The following is a 17,300-nucleotide window of genomic DNA, read 5'->3' as shown; positions in this document are numbered from 1 at the left end:
CACCCCAGCCCTCTCCCGGAGGGAGAGGGAGCTGGCCCGTGCCGAGAGAAGGCCTGGCTTCAGCCGGCGATCCCTGTGCCAGCCGGCTAACGCCGAAGTACCAACGCACTCCGAACGGTCCCCTCTCCCTCCGGGAGAGGGTTAGGGTGAGGGGGCCGCAGGCCTGCTCGCTCGATTCCGTTCCCCCACACGTTCCATGAAGCCATGCACTTGTAGGAGCGGGCCCTGCCCGCGATTCGCGCGCAGGGCGCGCTCCTACAGGGAATGACATCGGCGCTCGGGCTTTCCCCTCACCCCAGCCCTCTCCCGGAGGGAGAGGGGGCTAGCCCGTGCCGAGAAGGGAGATGGAGTCAGTTGGGGATCCCGCAGTTGCCGGCTAACGCCGAAACACCCGCGCACGCCGAACGGTCCCCTCTCCCTTCAGGGAGAGGAGGGTGCCCTGATCCACGGCCCCGCCGATCGCCCTTCCCGCATTCACGATAACGTCCCCGCACCGGCTTCATCCGCGCCTATCATTCGCGAAATTAAAGGGATGGTTCAGGACGACAGCGCCGCCCTCGCCCGCCGCGCCCGGTAGCTGCGCAGCAGCGACGGCGCCAGCGCGGTCAGCGCCGAACCGCACACCACCAGCAGCGCTCCCAGGTAGGCCAGGCCGTCGAGGCTTTCCGGCTGCAGGTGCCCGGGCCACAGGCTGGCCGCCACGGCCACGCTGGCGATGGTCACCAGGGGCGTCAGCGCCAGGGTCGCGCTGACCCGCGAGGCTTCCCAATGCGCCAGGGCCTCGGCGAAGGCGCCGTAGGCCACCAGGGTGTTCAGGCAGCAGGCCAGCAGCAGCCAGGCCTGCACGCCATCGAGCAGCAGCGCCTGCTGCGGATGCGCCCAGGGGCTGAGCAGCAGCGCGCAGCCCAGGTAGATCACCATCATCACCTGCAGCGAGTTCCACTGCGTGAGCAACTGCTTCTGCGCCAGGCCGTAGAAGGTCCAGACGAAAGCCGCCAGCAGGACGATGAGCACGCCCAGGGTGTAGTCGCCCAGCGAGCCGAACAGTTCCCCGAGACGCTGGTTGAAGAACAGCGCGAAGCCGCCCAGCAGCACCAGCAGGCCCAGCCCCTGGCCGAGGCTGAAGCTCTCCTTGAAGACGAACAGGCTGCCGAGCAGCAGCAGGATGGGCGCGATCTGGATCACCAGTTGGGTGGTGCCCGGGGTGAGCATGCGCAGGCCGACCAGGTAGAACACGTAGTTGCCGGTCAGCCCCAGCACCGCCAGCAGCACCAGGCCGCCGCCGCGCCGGCCCAGCGGGCGGAAGCGCGGCAGCTGGCCGCGTACGGCCAGCCAGACGAACAGCACGCCACCGGCCACCACCAGGCGGTACCAGGTGACGGTGACCGGGTCCATCACCTTCAGGACTTCCTTCAGCTTGATCGGCAGGATGCCCCAGAGCACGGCGGTGACCAGGGAGAGGAACAGGCCGAATTGCCAGCGGCCGGAGGAAACGTGCATGGAGGACAGCCCTTCGCGTGTGCGGTCAGCCATGCTAAGCCAGCGCCGGTGGCGCTCGACAGGAACAGTTCGGCGATACAACTGTACCGGTCCGGCGGCACACTCGGGCGCAGGCGGCCGGAAGCGCTACTGGAGACCTACGAAAATCCTCTTCCCAGCTGTACCTGTCGCATTCCCGGCGCAGCGTCCTAGACTCCCCTCTTCCCATAGGAGAACCCCATGCCGCTCAGCCTGCCCGCCCTCGAAGCCGCTGCCGCCATCGTCCACCGCAGCCTGTCGCCCACTCCGCAGATCCGCTGGCCCCTGCTGGTGGAAGCCCTGGGCTGCGAAACCTGGGTCAAGCACGAGAACCACTCGCCGGTGGGCGCCTTCAAGCTGCGCGGCGGGCTGGTCTACTTCCACCACCTGGCGGCCCAGGCGCCCTGCCCGGCCGGGGTGATCAGCGCCACCCGCGGCAACCACGGCCAGTCCATCGCCTTCGCCGCGGCGCGCCTGGGCATGCCGGCGACCATAGTCGTGCCCCACGGCAACAGCCGCGAGAAGAACGCCGCCATGCGCGCCCTGGGCGCCAACCTGATCGAGCACGGCGAAGACTTCCAGGCCTCCCGCGAATACGCCACCGCACTGGCCGAGCGCGACGGCCTGCACCTGATTCCCTCCTTCCACCCCTGGCTGGTGGCCGGCGTGGCCAGCTACAGCCTGGAGCTGCTGCGCGCCCTGCCCGGCCTGGACGTGTGCTACGTGCCGGTGGGCATGGGCTCGGGCATCTGCGGGATGATCGCCGCGCGCGACGCCCTGGGCCTGAAGACGCGCATCGTCGGGGTGGTCTCCAGCCATGCGCCGGCCTATGCGCTGTCCTTCGCCGCCGGCGAGCCGGTGTTCCACGCCACCAGCACGCAACTGGCCGACGGCATGGCCTGCACCACGCCGGAGCCGAACGCGGTGGCGATGATCCGCGCCGGCGCCGACCATTTCGTCCAGGTCAGCGATGCGGAAATCGGCGCGGCCATGCGCCTGCTGTTCACCGCCACCCACAACGTCGCCGAGGGCGCCGGCGCCGCGGCGCTGGCCGCCGCCCTGCAGGAGCGCGAAGCGCTGCGCGGGCTGAAGGTGGGCCTGGTGCTCAGCGGCGGCAACGTCGACCGCGAGGTCTACGCCCGCGAGCTGTCCGGCGGCTGACCGTCCCAGTGCGCGCCCGGCCCCTGCTCCGCCAGCCTGTCGCCGGGGTTACGCAGCGGGCAGGTCTCCAGCGACAGGCAACCGCAGCCGATGCAGCCGTTGAGCTGGTCGCGCAGCAGCACCAGCTTGGCGATGCGCTCGTCCAGGTCGTCACGCCAGCGCGCAGAAAGCCGCGCCCAGTCGGCAGCCATGGGCGAACGCCCGCTGGGCAGGCTGGCCAGAGCCTCGGCGATCTCGTTCAGCGGGATGCCGACGCGCTGCGCCACCTTGATCACCGCCACCCGGCGCAGCACGTCGCGCGGGTAACGGCGCTGGTTGCCGGCATTGCGGGTGCTGTGGATCAGCCCCTTGGCCTCGTAGAAATGCAGCGCGGACACAGCCACGCCGGCGCGCCTGGCGAGTTCGCCGACGCTCAGTTCATGGGGTACGTGCAGGGCCTGGTGTTTTTTCGGCATGGCGGGCTTGACCTCAAGTTAAGTTGAGGTTTTACCCTCGCCAGCGTCTGCCTTCAAGCCCAGGAGCCCACCCATGATCATTCCCAGCGCCTACTGCAGCACCGACGCCGACCAGGCCGGAACCCCAGCGCATTTCGCCCTGCTGATCGACATCGAGGTAGCGCCGGCGCAACAGCCCGACATCGCCGAGCGCCTGGGCCACTACCTGGAGCAGCTGCGCGAACTGTTCCACCAGGCGCCGGGCTACCTGGGCGCGGAACTGCGCGCCAGCGAAGACGGCCGCCACCTGCTCGGCTGCGTGCACTGGCGCAGCCGCGAGGACTGGGAAACCACCTGGGACTGCGGCGCCACGCGCAGCGAGCTGTTCAGCGACAGCCTGCTGCGGCTGGGGGCCAGGAGCATTCATTTCGACAGTTTCCTGGTGGCGGAGCGGCTGGCCTGAGGGCCGTCGTCGAGGTGCTCTTCGTAGGATGGGTTGAGCCTTGGCGAAACCCATGCGGCTGTGACGTTTCCCCTGTGGCGTATGCGGCCCATGGCCGCGAATCGCGCGCAGGGCGCGCTCCTACAGGTGAGTCCGGGGGTGCTCGCCTGCAAGGTACGCGAGCTGGCCACAGCGACCGGGTAGAGCCGCTAGGGCGCGGCCCAGCACCAACCCTCGGCACTGGCCTGCAGTCGGCCGTCCAGTTCCAGGGCGGCGAGGAAGGCCTCGTCGTGGGAGACTACCAGCAACGCGCCACGGTACTGCCGCAGCAACGCTTCCAGAGCCTCCAGGGCCGGGAGATCGAGGTGGTTGTCCGGCTCGTCGAGCAGCAGCAATTGCGCCGGCTGTTCGACGTACAGCTCGCATGCCAGCGCCGCCTTGACCCGCTCACCGCCGCTGAGCAGTGCCGTGGGCAGTTCGATGCGCGCGGCGCCCAGGCCCATCCGGGCCAGGCGCGTGCGCAGGTCGGAAGGCGCCATGCGGCGGTTGCGCTCCAGCAATGACTGCAACACCGAGCGATCCGCGCGCAGGCTGTGCAGATGCTGATCCAGGTAGGCGGTGCGCACCTTCGTCTCGCAGTAGCCGGCGAGCGGCGCCAGGTGGCCGGCCAAGACCTTGAGCAGGGTCGACTTGCCGGAGCCATTCGCCCCGGTCAGGGCCAACCGGCTCGGCCCGCAGAGCTGCAGGTCGAGCGGGGCACGGCAGGTGCCGAAGGGCAGGCGCAGCCCTTCCAGCACGAGCACCCCGCGTTGTGCCGGCAGCTCGCAGTCCGGTGCGTCCAGCAGCACCTCGGCGTCCTGGCGCACCCGGGCGAAGGCTTCGCGAACCTCGTCGTCGAGTCGCTCGCGGCGCTCGCCGTGCTGGCTATGCAGCCTGGCGATGCTGGCCTGGCTTCGCTCCTTCTGTCGGTCCACCAGGATGGCCGCCTGGTTGACCTCGCTGGCCTGATGCCGGCCCCTGGCCTGGCGGTGCTCCTGGCGCTCGCGCTGGGCCTGCATGGCGCGTTGCTGGCGTTCGCGCTCCAGCTTGCGCCGCTGCAATTCGCGCAGCGCGCCATCCCGCTCCAGGCGGTGCGCCTCGCGATAGGCGGAATAGCCTCCGGCGTAACTGCGCAGCCCATCCGCCGACAGTTCCAGGATGCGCTGCATGCCCTCCAGCAGCAGGCGGTCATGGCTGACCAGCAACAGGCCGCCGCGCCAGCGCTGCAACTGTTCGTGTAGGGCCTCGCGGGCGGGCCGGTCGAGGTGGTTGCTAGGCTCGTCGAGGATCAGGCAGTCGGCCCCGCTGAGCCAGGCGCCGAGCAGCGCCACCCGCGTGGCTTCGCCACCGCTCAGACGCGCCGCCGGGGTTTCCGCCTCCAGGTGGCCGAGGCCGCAGGCGGTCAGCTCCGCCTCCAGGCGCTGGCGAACGTCCCAGCGGCCGTCGAGCAGTTCATAGTCCGCCGCGTCCACGCCACCGGCCTCGATACGCGCCAGGGCCTGCAAGGGAGCCGCCACGCCGGCAAGCTCCGCCACGCTGGCGGCGCCCACCGGGTGCTGCGCCAGATAGTGCACGCGCCCCTGGCGCAGGCAACGCCCGGCGCTGGGCGCCAGCTCGCCGGCGAGGATGCGCGCGAGCAGCGACTTGCCCACGCCGTTGCGCCCCACCAGGCCGGTGCGGCGTTCGTCGAGGCTTTCGTCAATATCACGGAAGAGGATTTCGCCAGTGGGCAACTGGCAGGTGACGCCTTGCAGCGCCAGGGTGAAGGGGCTCGTCATACCGACTCCAATGGATGCCATGAATCTCCCAGGGCACACAGCCTGGGACGGAAACGGGCCGTGCGGGCACGGCGGCATCAATTGCGCATCGGACGAACACCTCGCGAAAGGAAATGAAGTGCGCACTATAAAGAACGGCAGCCACGGCTGTCAGCCCCCGGCGAGACGAACGGAATCAGTGAGGGCGCTGGCGCAGCCGGATTGGGAAGCCACCTGGGACTGCGGCACCTGGGAGGTCAGGAGCATTCATTTCGACAGTTTTCAGGTGGCGGAGCGGTTGGCCTGAGGGCCGTCGCCGAGGCGCTCCTCGTAGGATGGGTTGAGCCTTGGTGAAACCCATGCGGCCATGGCGATGGGTATCGCTTCGCTCAACACCATCCTACGCTGGAATTTCCGCGGCCCATGGCCGCGAATCGCGCGCAGGTGGGTTCGGAGGTGCTCTTCGTAGGAGCGAGCTTGCTCGCGAATGAGCCCCGCAGCGGAGTCTGTTCGCGAGCAAGCTCGCTCCTACGAGAAGCCGGGGTTGCCCGCTCCTGCAAAAGAGCGACAGCCCCGGCGAGACGAACGGAATCAGTGTGGGCGCTGGTGATTGCGCCTGAAGGTCTCCTCCCCCATCGCTGCGATCTGCCCGTCGATCAGCGCCTCGAACGGTCGCAGCAGCGCGTCGAAGGACTGCGGTGCATCCAGCGCGTTCAACGCATGCACCACCGCCTCGATGGTCGACAGCGCGCCTTCGGCCGGGGCCTTGCGCAGGCGGTAGCGCGAGGTCAGGCCTTCGGGCAGCACTACTCGCGGCAGGGCTGCCAAGTGCGGGTTGAGGTGCAGCAGCTTGCGCGCCTTGCGCCAGGTGCCGTCGGGCACCACCAGCAGGCGTGGCCGGGAGGCCGGGCGGGTAGCCAGTTCGGCGAGGGGGATGGCGTTTTCGCCGGGGAACAGCAGCCAGGCGTCCTCGGCGGACAGGTCGAGGTCGCGGAAGTCCTCGCCCACCCGCAGTTCGGCGTTGGCCAGGCCGAGGGCCGCCAGGCGCGCGGTGTTCAGGGCGTGGCCGGCTTCGCTGGGGTGTTGCAGCAGGAGCACGCGGGTGCGGTTGTCCAGGTGCGGGATCAGCGCGCACAGGCAATGGCCGGCCGGGCGCAGGCAGCGTTCGCAGCGGGCGCGGCTCATGGCTTGCCCGGCTGCGTGCGCAGCAGGTCGCGGAAGTTCTGGATCAGCGGCTCGCGGGAGCGGCCGCGGCGCAGGATCAGCGAGAACGGCGCCTGGTAGCCGAAGGTGGCCGGCGACAGCGCGCGCAGCCTGCCCTGCTCCACCCAGGAATGCGCGTAGTGCTCGGGCAGGTAGCCGATGTAGCCGCCGGAGAGGATCAGGATCAGCTGCGCCTCCATGCTTTCCACCGTCGCCGCGCTGTGCTTGAAGCCGTGGCGCGCCAGTTCCGCCTGGCTCCAGTAGCCGCGGCCGACCATGCGCTGCTGGGTGATCAGCTCGGCGGGGATGCGCCGGCCGTCGAACAGCGGGTGGCGGTCGCTGCAGTACAGCCAGTGCTGCTCGCGGTACAGCGGCTGGTAGACCAGGCCGTTCATGCGGCTGAAGAAGGAGCCGATGGCCAGGTCCAGGCGGTTGTCCAACACCGCCAGTTGCAGTTCGTAGGGGCTTTGTACCTGCAGGTGCAGGTGCACCGCCGGGTGCAGGCTGCTGAACGAGCCGATGACGTCGGCCAGCGGCAGCGCCGGGTCGCTTACCGTGGAGTCGAGCACGCCGAGGTTGAGGGTGCCGCGCAGCTCTCCCTTCAGGGTCGCCGCGTAGCGCTCGAAGCCTTCCAGTTCGCCGAGGATGCGCAGGGTTTCCTGGTGGAACAGCTCGCCCTTGCTGGTCAGGCCGAAGCCGCCGCGGCCGCGGTGGCAGAGCACGATGCCCAACTGGTTCTCCAACTGGCTCATGTAGGTGCTGATGGCCGAGGTCGACAGGTTCAGCTCCTGCTGCGCCGAGGCGAAGCCCTGGTTGCGCACCACGCAGGCGAAAATCCGCAGAAGCTTGACGTCGGGCAGGGCGCTGGCGCTCATGAAGGGCTCCGCAATTCGAGGTGGAGGGGCTCCAGTTCAGCAGTCACTAGACTGGCAATCGGCCAGACCGTCCGTCGCCGCCCGGCCTGCAAGGCACATACGACGGGGCCGGCGCCGCGGGGGCTGCGGCAGGGCAACGCAGTCTAGCCGTGGAAATAAGTTTAGAAAACTCTGAACTGATTATTTGTAGCCAGCGATTCTTCCCACTACCGGGCATGACCAGAATCCGGCCTCAGTATCAACAAGCCTGTTTCCACGAAAACAGCGAATCCCGTGAGGCCTACCCATGGACAAGAAACTCCACCAGCCCCTGGGCGGAAACGAAATGCCGCGCTTCGGCGGCATCGCCACCATGATGCGCCTGCCGCATATCCAGGCCCCCGAACAGCTCAACCAGCTCGACGCCGCCTTCGTCGGCGTGCCTCTGGACATCGGCACCTCCCTGCGCTCCGGCACCCGTTTCGGGCCGCGCGAGATCCGCGCCGAGTCGGTGATGATCCGCCCGTACAACATGGCCACCGGCGCCGCCCCGTTCAATTCGCTGAACATCGCCGACATCGGTGACGTGGCGATCAACACCTTCAACCTGCTGGAGGCCGTGCGCATCATCGAGGAGGCCTACGACAAGATCCTCGACCACGGCATCGTCCCGCTGACCCTCGGCGGCGACCACACCATCACCCTGCCGATCCTGCGCGCCATCCACAAGAAGCACGGCAAGGTCGGCCTGGTGCACATCGACGCCCACGCCGACGTCAACGACCACATGTTCGGCGAGAAGATCGCCCACGGCACCACCTTCCGCCGCGCCGTGGAAGAAGGCCTGCTGGATTGCGACCGGGTGGTGCAGATCGGCCTGCGCGCCCAGGGCTACACCGCCGAGGACTTCAACTGGAGCCGCAAGCAGGGCTTCCGCGTGGTCCAGGCCGAGGAGTGCTGGCACCAGTCGCTGGCGCCGCTGATGGCCGAAGTGCGCGAGAAGGTCGGCGGCGGCCCGGTGTACCTGTCGTTCGACATCGACGGCATCGACCCGGCCTGGGCGCCGGGCACCGGCACCCCGGAAATCGGCGGCCTGACCACCATCCAGGCGATGGAGATCGTGCGCGGCTGCCAGGGCCTGGACATCATCGGCTGCGACCTGGTCGAGGTCTCCCCGCCCTACGACACCACCGGCAACACCTCGTTGCTCGGCGCCAACCTGCTGTACGAAATGCTCTGCATCCTCCCGGGCGTACAGCGCCGCTGAGTGACCCCAAATGCATAACGACGCCTGCGTAGCACAGGTGCTGGAGGCTGCCCGCGCGCTCGTGGCAGCCTTCGCGCGCACCGACACCGAGGCCTACTTCGCGGCCTTCAGCGAAGACGCCAGCTTCATCTTCCACAACTGGCCGCAGCCGCTGCGCACCCGCGCGGCCTACCGCGAGGTGTGGGAGAGCTGGTTGCGCGACGACGGCTTCGAGGTCCTCGACTGCCAGTCCAGCAACACCTTCGTCAGCCTGCAGGGCGAGGACGTGGCGATCTTCAGCCACGACGTCGCCACGCGGCTGCGCATCCAGGGAACGGAGAGCCTGAACCACGAACGGGAGACCATCGTCTTCCGCCGTGAACAACAACAAGGCCGCTGGCTGGCCGTCCACGAGCACCTGTCGCCTACGCCATGAGGCGGGACTTTCCCGGGAGGAAGTCATGGATAACAAGAACAACCAACACGCAATCACCACCATCGAGACATTCGGCGTCGAGCAGATTCCCGACGCCGAGCGCAACGCCACGCCCACCGACCTGTTCCGCATGATCTTCGGCGGCGCCAACACCTTCGCCACCGCCGTGCTCGGCAGCTTCCCGGTGCTCTTCGGGCTGTCGTTCCAGGCCGGCGCCTGGGCCATCGTCCTGGGCGTGCTGGTCGGCGCGCTGATCCTCGCGCCCATGGGCCTGTTCGGCCCGATCAACGGCACCAACAACGCGGTCTCCTCCGGCGCGCACTTCGGCGTGCATGGGCGGATCGTCGGCTCCTTCCTGTCGCTGCTCACCGCCATCGCCTTCTTCTCGCTGTCGGTGTGGAGCTCGGGCGATGCCCTGGTCGGCGGCGCCAAGCGCCTGTTCGGCCTGCCGGAAACCGACCTCACCCTGGGCCTGGCCTACGGCCTGTTCGCGGTGCTGGTGCTGGTGGTGTGCATCTACGGCTTCCGCTTCATGCTGCTGGTCAACAAGATCGCCGTGTGGGCCGCCAGCCTGCTGTTCCTGTTAGGCGTGTTCGCCTTCGCCGGCCCCTTCGACGCCGGCTACGCCGGCAGCGTGCAGCTGGGCAGCGCGGGCTTCTGGGCCGCCTTCATCGGCGCCACCCTGCTGGCCATGAGCAACCCGGTGTCCTTCGGCGCCTTCCTCGGCGACTGGGCCCGCTACATCCCGCGCGAGACCTCGAAGCAGCGCATCATGCTGGCGGTGCTGCTGTCGCAGCTGGCTACGCTTATCCCGTTCTTCTTCGGCCTGGTCACCGCCACCATCGTCGCCGTGAAAGCGCCGGACTACATCGCCGCGAACAACTACGTCGGCGGCCTGCTGGCCATCTCGCCGAGCTGGTTCTTCCTGCCGGTGTGCCTGATCGCCACCATCGGCGGCATGTCCACCGGCACCACCTCGCTGTACGGCACCGGCCTGGACATGTCCAGCGTGTTCCCGCGCCTGCTCAACCGCGTGCAGGCCACCCTGTTCATCGGCCTGCTGTCGATCGCCTTCATCTTCATCGGCCGCTTCGCCGCCAACCTGGTGCAGAGCGTGTCCACCTTCGCCGTGCTGATCATCACCTGCACCAGCCCCTGGATGGTGATCATGATCCTCGGCCTGATCGTGCGCCGCGGCTTCTACCACGCCGACGACCTGCAGGTGTTCACCCGCGGCCAGCAAGGCGGCGCCTACTGGTTCCACCACGGCTGGAACTGGCGCGGCATGGGCGCCTGGATCCCCAGCGCACTGGCCGGCCTGTGCTTCGTCAACCTGCCGGGGCAGTTCGTCGGCCCGCTGGGCGAGCTGGCCGGCGGCATCGACATCAGCCTGCCGGTGACCCTCGGTCTCGCCGCCCTGCTCTACCTGACGCTGCTGCGCACCTTCCCGGAATCCGCCGGGGTGTACGGCCCGCAAGGCCCGCGCTGGGTCGGCAGCCACGACCGCCCGGTGCTCGGCATCAACGAGCCGGCGGCCTGAACCCGCGACACCCGCAGTACCCGTGAGACGCCGACGGGCCGGTTGCCACCGGTCCGCCGGCCTACCGCCCGCCAGCCGCGGGCGGCAACAATGACAATTCGAGTGTGAGGAGCCGATCATGGCCTTGGATATAATCGTCGTTCTGATCTATGCCGCCGGCATGCTTGTACTGGGCTGGTACGGCATGCGCCGGGCGAAGACCCACGAGGACTTCCTGGTAGCGGGACGCAACCTGGGCCCGTCGTTCTACATGGGCACCATGGCCGCCACCGTGCTCGGCGGCGCCTCCACCGTCGGCACCGTGCGCCTGGGCTACGTCCACGGCATCTCCGGCTTCTGGCTGTGCGCCGCGCTGGGCGCCGGCATCATCGCGCTGAACCTGTTCCTGGCCAAGCCGCTGCTGAAGCTGCGCATCTTCACCGTCACCCAGGTCCTGGAGCGCCGCTACAACCCCATGGCGCGCCAGGCCAGCGCGGTGATCATGTTCGCCTACGCGCTGATGATCGGCACCGTCTCCACCCTGGCCATCGGCACCGTGATGCAGGTGCTGTTCGGCCTGCCGTTCTGGGTCTCGATCCTGCTCGGCGGCGGCGTGGTGGTGGTCTACTCGACCATCGGCGGCATGTGGTCGCTGACCCTCACCGACATCGTCCAGTTCATCATCAAGACCGTCGGCCTGATGTTCCTGCTGCTGCCGATCTGCCTGTACCGCGTGGGCGGCTGGGACGAGCTGGTGGCCAAGCTGCCGGCCAGCGCCTTCAGCTTCCACACCATCGGCTACGACACCATCATCACCTACTTCCTGATCTACTTCTTCGGCATCCTCATCGGCCAGGACATCTGGCAGCGCGTGTTCACCGCGCGCAGCGAGGGCGTGGCCAAGTACGCCGGCACCGCCGCCGGCGTGTACTGCGTGATCTACGGCCTGGTCGGCGCGCTGATCGGCATGTGCGCCAAGGTCCTGCTGCCCGACCTGGACAACGTCAACAACGCCTTCGCCGCCATCGTCCAGGCCTCGCTGCCGGACGGCATCCGCGGCCTGGTGATCGCCGCCGCCCTGGCCGCGATGATGTCCACCGCCAGCGCCGGCCTGCTGGCCGCCTCCACCACCCTGACCGAGGACCTGCTGCCGAAACTGCGCGGCGGCAAGACCTCCAGCCTGGGCATCAACCGCCTGTTCACCGCCCTCACCGGCGTCGTGGTGCTGGCCATCGCCCTGGTGGTGAACGACGTGATCAGCGCCCTGACCCTGGCCTACAACCTGCTGGTGGGCGGCATGCTGATCCCGCTGATCGGCGCCATCTACTGGAAGCGCGCCACCACCGCCGGCGCCATCACCAGCATGACCCTGGGCTTCGTCACCGCCCTGGCGTTCATGCTCAAGGATGGCTTCGACGCCAACACGCCGATCTACTACAGCCTGGCCGTCGGCCTGGTGAGCTTCGTCGTGGTCAGCCTGCTGTCGCGCCGCCCGCAGGCGGCCGCCAGCGTCGCCTGACGCGTACGCTGCGATGAACAAGGGCGCGGCGAGTCGATCTCCGCGCCCTCTTCGTTTGAGAATCCCCTCACCCACGAACAGAAAGGAACTGCCATGACCACCTGCGGCGAATTCCTCGTCAAGCAACTCGAAGCCTGGGGCGTGGACACCGTCTTCGGCATCCCCGGCGTGCACACCGTCGAGCTCTACCGCGGCCTGCCGGGCAGCGCCATCCGCCACGTCACCCCGCGCCACGAGCAAGGCGCCGGCTTCATGGCCGACGGCTACGCGCGCGTCACCGGCAAGCCGGGCGTGTGCTTCATCATCACCGGCCCGGGCATGACCAACATCCTCACCGCCATGGGCCAGGCCTACGCCGACTCCATCCCGATGCTGGTGATCAGCAGCGTCAACGAGCGCTCGCGCCTGGCCCACGGCAACGGCTACCTGCACGAGCTGCCCGACCAGCGCGCCATGACCGCCGGGGTGAGCGCCTTCAGCCACACCCTGATGAGCGTCGAGGAGCTGCCGGCGGTGCTGGCCCGCGCCTTCGCCGTGTTCGACAGCGAGCGCCCGCGCCCGGTGCACATCGAGCTGCCGCTGGACATCATCACCGCCCCCGCCGAGCACATGCAGGTGCGCCCGCGCGTGCAACTGGCGCGCCCGGCCCCGGCGCGCTCGCCGCTGCACGAAGCGGCGGCCAAGCTGGCCAAGGCGCAGAAGCCGCTGCTGCTGCTCGGCGGCGGTTGCGTGGCCGCCCAGGCCGAAGCCCGCGCCCTGGCCACCGCGCTGGACGCCCCCACCGCGCTGACCGTCAACGCCAAGGGCCTGCTGCAGCCGGAGCACCCGCTGCTGGTCGGCAGCAACCAGTCGCTGGTGCCGGTGCGTGAACTGGCGCTGGAGGCCGACGTGGTCCTGGCCATCGGCACCGAGCTGGGCGAGACCGACTACGACGTGGTGTTCGACGGCAACTTCCGCATCGGCGGCGAGCTGATCCGCATCGACATCGACCCGCAGCAGCTGATGCGCAACCAGGTCCCGGGCATCGCCATCCAGGCCGACGCCCGCACCGCCATGCGCGCCCTGCTGGAACTGCTGCCGGCCCGCCAGGCCAGCGCCGACAGCCCCGGGGCCCAGCGCGCGGCCAAGGTGCGCGCGCAGCTGGCCGAGGACTTCAGCGGCTGGGCGCACTACCGCACGCTGTTCGGCAAGATTCTCGAAGCGCTGCCGGACGCCCGCTTCGTCGGCGACTCCACCCAGACCGTGTACAGCGGCAACCACCTGGTGGAACTGGACGGCGGCCGCCGCTGGTTCAACTCCGCCAGCGGCTACGGCACCCTCGGCTACGGCCTGCCGGCGGCCATCGGCGCCAAGCTCGGCGAACCGGGCCGCCCGGTGATCAGCCTGATGGGCGACGGCGGCCTGCAGTTCACCCTGCCGGAGCTGGCCAGCGCCGTGGAGGCCAGGGTGGGCATCATCGTGCTGCTGTGGAACAACCACGGCTACGGCGAGATCAAGCGCTACATGGAGCGCCGCGACATCACTCCGCTGGGTGTGGATATCTACACGCCGGACTTCCTCGCCATCGCCCGCGGCTTCGGCTGCGAAGCGGAGCGGGCGCGGGATTACGAGCACCTGCAGGCGTTGCTGCGTAACGCGCCGAGCGATCGGCCGTTGATCGTGGAAGTAATGGAGGCGGCGCCGTTCGCGCCTTGAGGCGATGGAGTGAGGTGCGGCAGCCCTCTCCCTTCAGGGAGAGGGAAAGGCCTCCCACCCGGCACCGCCCTCACAGGCATGCCACCCTGTAGGAGCGGGCCCTGCCCGCGAAATCGCGCGCAGGGCGCGCTCCTACACAAACCACAAAGACACCAGGCCCCAGCATGAAAATCGTCACCCGCGACCGCTGGTTCGAAGTCCGCCACTGCTACGACGGCGTCAGCCTGATCCACGAGCCCTGGGTGCGGCCCTTCTACCGCTGCAACATGTGGCACATCCAGGGCCGCGAGCGCGACCTGCTGGTGGACAGCGGCTCCGGCCTGGTCAGCCTGCGCGAGCAGTTGCCCTGGCTCACCGAGCGGCCGCTGCTGGCGGTGGCCAGCCATACCCACTTCGACCACATCGCCGGCCACCACGAATTCCCCGAGCGCCTGTGCCACCCGGCCGAGGCCGACATCCTCGCCAGCCCCGACGGCGAGCGCACCCTGGCCACGGCCTTCGTCGGCGACGAGATGTTCGAAGCGCACCCGGACTGCCCGCTGTGCTACGCCGAGTACCGGGTGAAGGCCGCGCCGGCCACGCGCACCATCGACGAAGGCGACGTGCTCGACCTGGGCGACCGCGTGCTGGAGGTGCTGCATACCCCCGGCCATTCACCGGGCGGCATCAGCCTGTGGGAAGCACGGACGCAGACGCTGTTCTCCGGCGACATCGTCTACGACGGCCCGCTGATCGAGGATGCCTACCACTCCAACCTGGACGACTACGCGCGCAGCCTGGAGCGTCTGCGCCAGCTACCAGTGCGCACCGTGCACGGCGGGCACTTCCCGAGCTTTTCCGGGGAGCGCCTGCGGCAGATCATCGACGAGTGGTTCGCGGCCCACGGCTGAAATACCGGGACCCAACGCAATCTGCCCGCGTGAGCGGGCAGAAGGTGTGTCCAGCAGATGCTTCAGGAGTCAGCGTCGGCGTTGCTGTGCGTAGCGCCGTTGCTCATCGCTTGGAATGGGAATGGGTTGCAGGCGCGGAGGCTCGATGAGGCCGAGCGTGACACCCAGTTTCCATGCCAGGGTTTGCAGCCAGAGTTTCATGGGATGCCTCCTTTGCGGCGGAAGGGTCGGGCGGCCCGCTTCCGGGCCGCCCTAAGAGTAGAGTAGCCCGGCGTCCCACTCTCCGCCCGTGCCACTCACTCCTTGCAACAAAGACTACGCGTCGGCCGGCCGCGATCCGCTGACCTGGATCAAGTTCAGGCACGCTTGCCGCGCAATGCCCGGCGCACCCACGCCTCGCCGCTGACCAGGGAAATCCCCGCCAGCACCAGCGCCGCCCCGGCGACGAAGTTCCAGGCCAGCGGCTCGTGCAGCAACAGCACGCCGAAGGCGATGCCGAACAGCGGCGTCATGAAGGAGAATACCGCCAGGTTCGACGCCAGGTAGCGGCGCAGCAGCCAGAACCAGGCGAAATAGCTGAAGAAGGACACCACCACGCCCTGGAACAGCACGCTGCCCACGCCCAGCGCGGTGAAGCGCACGTTGCCGAACTCGCCCAGGGCCAGGGCGATGAAGGGCAGCAGCAGCGCGGCGGCGAACAACTGGTAGAACAGCGTCAGGCTGGTCGGCGCCTCCGACAGCCGCGTGCTGCGCACCACCACCGTGGTGGCGCCCCAGGAGGCCCCGGCGAGCACGCCGAAGAAATCCCCCAGCAGCATGCGGCTGTCCATGTGCCGCAGGTCGAAACCGCCGCCGAAGCACAGGGCGATGCCGCCGAAGCACACCGCGATGCCCAGCCACTGCAGCGGCCGCAGGCGCTCGCTGGGCAGCAGGAAGTGCAGGCCCAGGGCGGAGAAGATCGGCGCCGTGTAGATGAACACCGCCATGTGCGAGGCGCTGGTGTACACCAGGCCCTGGGCGATGAACAGGAACTCCATGGCGAACAGCAGCCCGGCCAGCGCGCCGCCGGCCAGGGTGCCGCCCGCGGCCTTCCAGTCGCCGCGCCAGAGCACCAGCAGGCCCACCAGCGTGGCGGCCAGCAGGTTGCGGGCGAAGGCCTGCATGATCGGCGCTATGTCGCCGGCGGCGAGCTTCACCGCCACCTGCTGCACGCCCCAGATCAGGCACAGCAGCAGCATCGCTTGCAGGGCGAAGGCGTCGGCGCCTTTGCGCGGGGGTAGCGGCGTCATATGCACCTCCGCAGTCCGGGCGAAGGAAGGGAGCAACGGCAGCAAGGCAGTTTCATGGCAAGGCTCGGCAGTGAGCGGGCACCAAGACGAGGAAACGGCGGTACCCCAAGGGTATACCGCCGATTATTCCAGTTAAGCGACGAACGGCACCAGCGCAAATCCGACACCGCCGGCCGCCAGGGCGTCAACTTACTGCCCGGTCTTGACCTTGCTCCAGGTGCGGGTGCGGATGCGCTCCAGCTTCGGCGGCAGCATCTCCACCGAGTACAGCTTGGCCTGCACCTCGGCCGGCGGGTAGACGTTGGGGTTGTCGCGCAGGTCGGCGGAAATCAGCTTGTCCGCCGCCTGGTTGGGGTTGGCGTAGGCCACGTAGTCGGAGATCGGCGCCACCACCTCCGGGCGCAGCAGGTAGTTGAGGAAGGCGTGGGCCTGCTCGACGTTCTGCGCGTCCCTGGGGATGGTCAGCACATCGAACCAGGCCGCGGTGCCCTCCTTGGGAATGCGGTATTCGATGTGGATGCCGTTGTTCGCCTCCTTGGCGCGGTTGGCCGCCTGCATGGCACCGCCGGACCAGGCCATGGCCACGCAGACGTCACCATTGGCGAGGTCGGTGACGAACTTCGAGGAGCTGAAGTAGGTGATGTACGGGCGCAGGCTGCTCAGCAGCGCCTCGGCCTTGGCATAGTCCGCGGGGTCGTGGCTGTTGGGCAACAGCCCCAGGTAATGCAGGGCCTCGGGGATCACCTCGGTAGGCGAGTCGAGGAAGGCCACGCCGCACTGCTTGAGCTTGGCGAGGTTCTCCGGCTTGAAGATCAGGTCCCAGGAATCCACCGGCGCGTCGGCGCCGAGGATGGCCTTCACCTTGTCGACGTTGTAGGCGACGCCGTTGGTGCCCCACATGTACGGCATGGCGTACTGGTTGCCCGGGTCCTTGCTCTCCAGCACCTTGAGCAGCGCCGGGTTGAGGTTCTTCCAGTTCGGCAGCTTGCTCTTGTCCAGCTTCTGGAACACGCCGGCCTTGAGGTAGTTGGGCAGGAAGCTGTCGCTGGGCACCACCAGGTCGTAGCCCGAATGCCCGGAGAGCAGCTTGGCCTCCAGCACCTCGTTGCTGTCGTAGACGTCGTACTTGGGCGCGATGCCGCTGTCCTTCTGGAAGCCCTTGAGGGTGTCCGGGCCGATGTAGTCGAACCAGTTGTAGATGCGCACCACCGGCTCGGCGCTGGCGATGCCGGCGGCGGCCAGCAGCGCGGCGCCGAGCAGGCCGCGGATGATCTTGTTGTTCTCGCGCATGAGTCGCT

16 protein-coding genes are annotated in these 17,300 nt (G+C 68.6%); 8 read left to right on the top strand and 8 right to left on the bottom strand.

Annotation, left to right across the window (positions count from 1 at the left end; translation table 11 throughout):
• Positions 1-537 precede the first annotated feature (537 nt).
• A complete protein-coding gene (locus PM1_RS09075; RefSeq protein WP_009623513.1) occupies positions 538-1,500 on the bottom strand; it encodes a DMT family transporter in 963 nt (320 codons plus the stop codon).
• Between the two features lie 219 nt (positions 1,501-1,719).
• Here PM1_RS09075 and PM1_RS09070 point away from each other — a divergent pair, with 219 nt between their 5' ends.
• On the top strand, positions 1,720-2,679 hold the full coding sequence (locus tag PM1_RS09070; protein ID WP_009623515.1) for a threonine dehydratase: 960 nt from the start codon (positions 1,720-1,722) through the stop codon (positions 2,677-2,679).
• Here PM1_RS09070 and soxR read toward each other — a convergent pair.
• Positions 2,652-3,134 (bottom strand): redox-sensitive transcriptional activator SoxR, encoded by a 483-nt coding sequence (gene soxR, locus PM1_RS09065; protein WP_009623517.1) that lies wholly within the window; start codon positions 3,132-3,134, stop codon positions 2,652-2,654. The two genes, PM1_RS09070 and soxR, sit on opposite strands and share 28 nt — an antisense overlap.
• Before the next feature lie 73 nt (positions 3,135-3,207).
• On the opposite strand from soxR, the gene PM1_RS09060 reads away from it, so the two are divergent.
• Positions 3,208-3,576: an antibiotic biosynthesis monooxygenase family protein gene (locus tag PM1_RS09060; protein WP_009623518.1), complete on the top strand. Its 369-nt coding sequence runs from the start codon at positions 3,208-3,210 to the stop codon at positions 3,574-3,576.
• Positions 3,577-3,764: 188 nt separating this feature from the next.
• Here PM1_RS09060 and PM1_RS09055 read toward each other — a convergent pair whose 3' ends face one another.
• From PM1_RS09055 to PM1_RS09045, 3 genes are all read right to left on the bottom strand, one after another.
• Positions 3,765-5,372, bottom strand: a complete 1,608-nt coding sequence (locus tag PM1_RS09055; protein WP_009623519.1) for an ABC-F family ATP-binding cassette domain-containing protein — start codon at positions 5,370-5,372, stop codon at positions 3,765-3,767.
• Between the two features lie 570 nt (positions 5,373-5,942).
• Positions 5,943-6,536, bottom strand: a complete 594-nt coding sequence (locus tag PM1_RS09050) for a tRNA-uridine aminocarboxypropyltransferase (protein WP_009623520.1) — start codon at positions 6,534-6,536, stop codon at positions 5,943-5,945.
• Positions 6,533-7,429, bottom strand: coding sequence for a LysR family transcriptional regulator (locus PM1_RS09045; protein ID WP_009623521.1), 897 nt, complete (start codon positions 7,427-7,429; stop codon positions 6,533-6,535). The genes PM1_RS09050 and PM1_RS09045 overlap by 4 nt, the downstream gene beginning before the upstream one ends.
• 286 nt (positions 7,430-7,715) lie before the next feature.
• Between PM1_RS09045 and speB the strand changes: the two genes are divergently transcribed.
• The 6 genes from speB to PM1_RS09015 all read left to right on the top strand — a co-directional run bounded on the left by speB (position 7,716) and on the right by PM1_RS09015 (position 14,713).
• Complete coding sequence (gene speB, locus PM1_RS09040; protein ID WP_009623522.1) at positions 7,716-8,675, top strand: agmatinase; 960 nt, start codon at positions 7,716-7,718, stop codon at positions 8,673-8,675.
• 10 nt (positions 8,676-8,685) lie between these two features.
• Entirely contained in the window at positions 8,686-9,090 is a 405-nt protein-coding gene (locus PM1_RS09035) for a YybH family protein (RefSeq protein WP_009623523.1), read from the top strand.
• Between the two features lie 25 nt (positions 9,091-9,115).
• Positions 9,116-10,630 (top strand): purine-cytosine permease family protein, encoded by a 1,515-nt coding sequence (locus PM1_RS09030; RefSeq protein WP_009623524.1) that lies wholly within the window; start codon positions 9,116-9,118, stop codon positions 10,628-10,630.
• A gap of 118 nt (positions 10,631-10,748) precedes the next feature.
• Positions 10,749-12,128: a sodium:solute symporter gene (locus PM1_RS09025; protein WP_009623525.1), complete on the top strand. Its 1,380-nt coding sequence runs from the start codon at positions 10,749-10,751 to the stop codon at positions 12,126-12,128.
• A gap of 93 nt (positions 12,129-12,221) precedes the next feature.
• The gene (locus PM1_RS09020) at positions 12,222-13,823 is read left to right on the top strand and encodes a 5-guanidino-2-oxopentanoate decarboxylase (RefSeq protein ID WP_009623526.1); all 1,602 of its coding nucleotides are present in this window, start codon (positions 12,222-12,224) and stop codon (positions 13,821-13,823) included.
• 164 nt (positions 13,824-13,987) lie between these two features.
• Entirely contained in the window at positions 13,988-14,713 is a 726-nt protein-coding gene (locus PM1_RS09015; RefSeq protein WP_009623527.1) for an MBL fold metallo-hydrolase, read from the top strand.
• A 69-nt stretch (positions 14,714-14,782) separates the two neighbouring features.
• Here PM1_RS09015 and PM1_RS31070 read toward each other — a convergent pair whose 3' ends face one another.
• From PM1_RS31070 to PM1_RS09005, 3 genes are all read right to left on the bottom strand, one after another.
• Positions 14,783-14,914, bottom strand: a complete 132-nt coding sequence (locus PM1_RS31070) for a PA1414 family protein (protein WP_009623528.1) — start codon at positions 14,912-14,914, stop codon at positions 14,783-14,785.
• Between the two features lie 155 nt (positions 14,915-15,069).
• Positions 15,070-16,002 (bottom strand): DMT family transporter, encoded by a 933-nt coding sequence (locus PM1_RS09010; RefSeq protein ID WP_009623530.1) that lies wholly within the window; start codon positions 16,000-16,002, stop codon positions 15,070-15,072.
• 189 nt (positions 16,003-16,191) lie between these two features.
• The gene (locus PM1_RS09005) at positions 16,192-17,292 is read right to left on the bottom strand and encodes an extracellular solute-binding protein (protein ID WP_009623532.1); all 1,101 of its coding nucleotides are present in this window, start codon (positions 17,290-17,292) and stop codon (positions 16,192-16,194) included.
• Between the last annotated feature and the right edge of the window lie 8 nt (positions 17,293-17,300).

The organism is Pseudomonas sp. M1, assembly GCF_022760135.1.
GTDB classification, from domain to species: Bacteria; Pseudomonadota; Gammaproteobacteria; order Pseudomonadales; family Pseudomonadaceae; genus Pseudomonas; species Pseudomonas citronellolis.
Note: the sequence above shows the minus strand (reverse complement) of the source record. Positions and strands in the feature narration are given on the sequence as shown.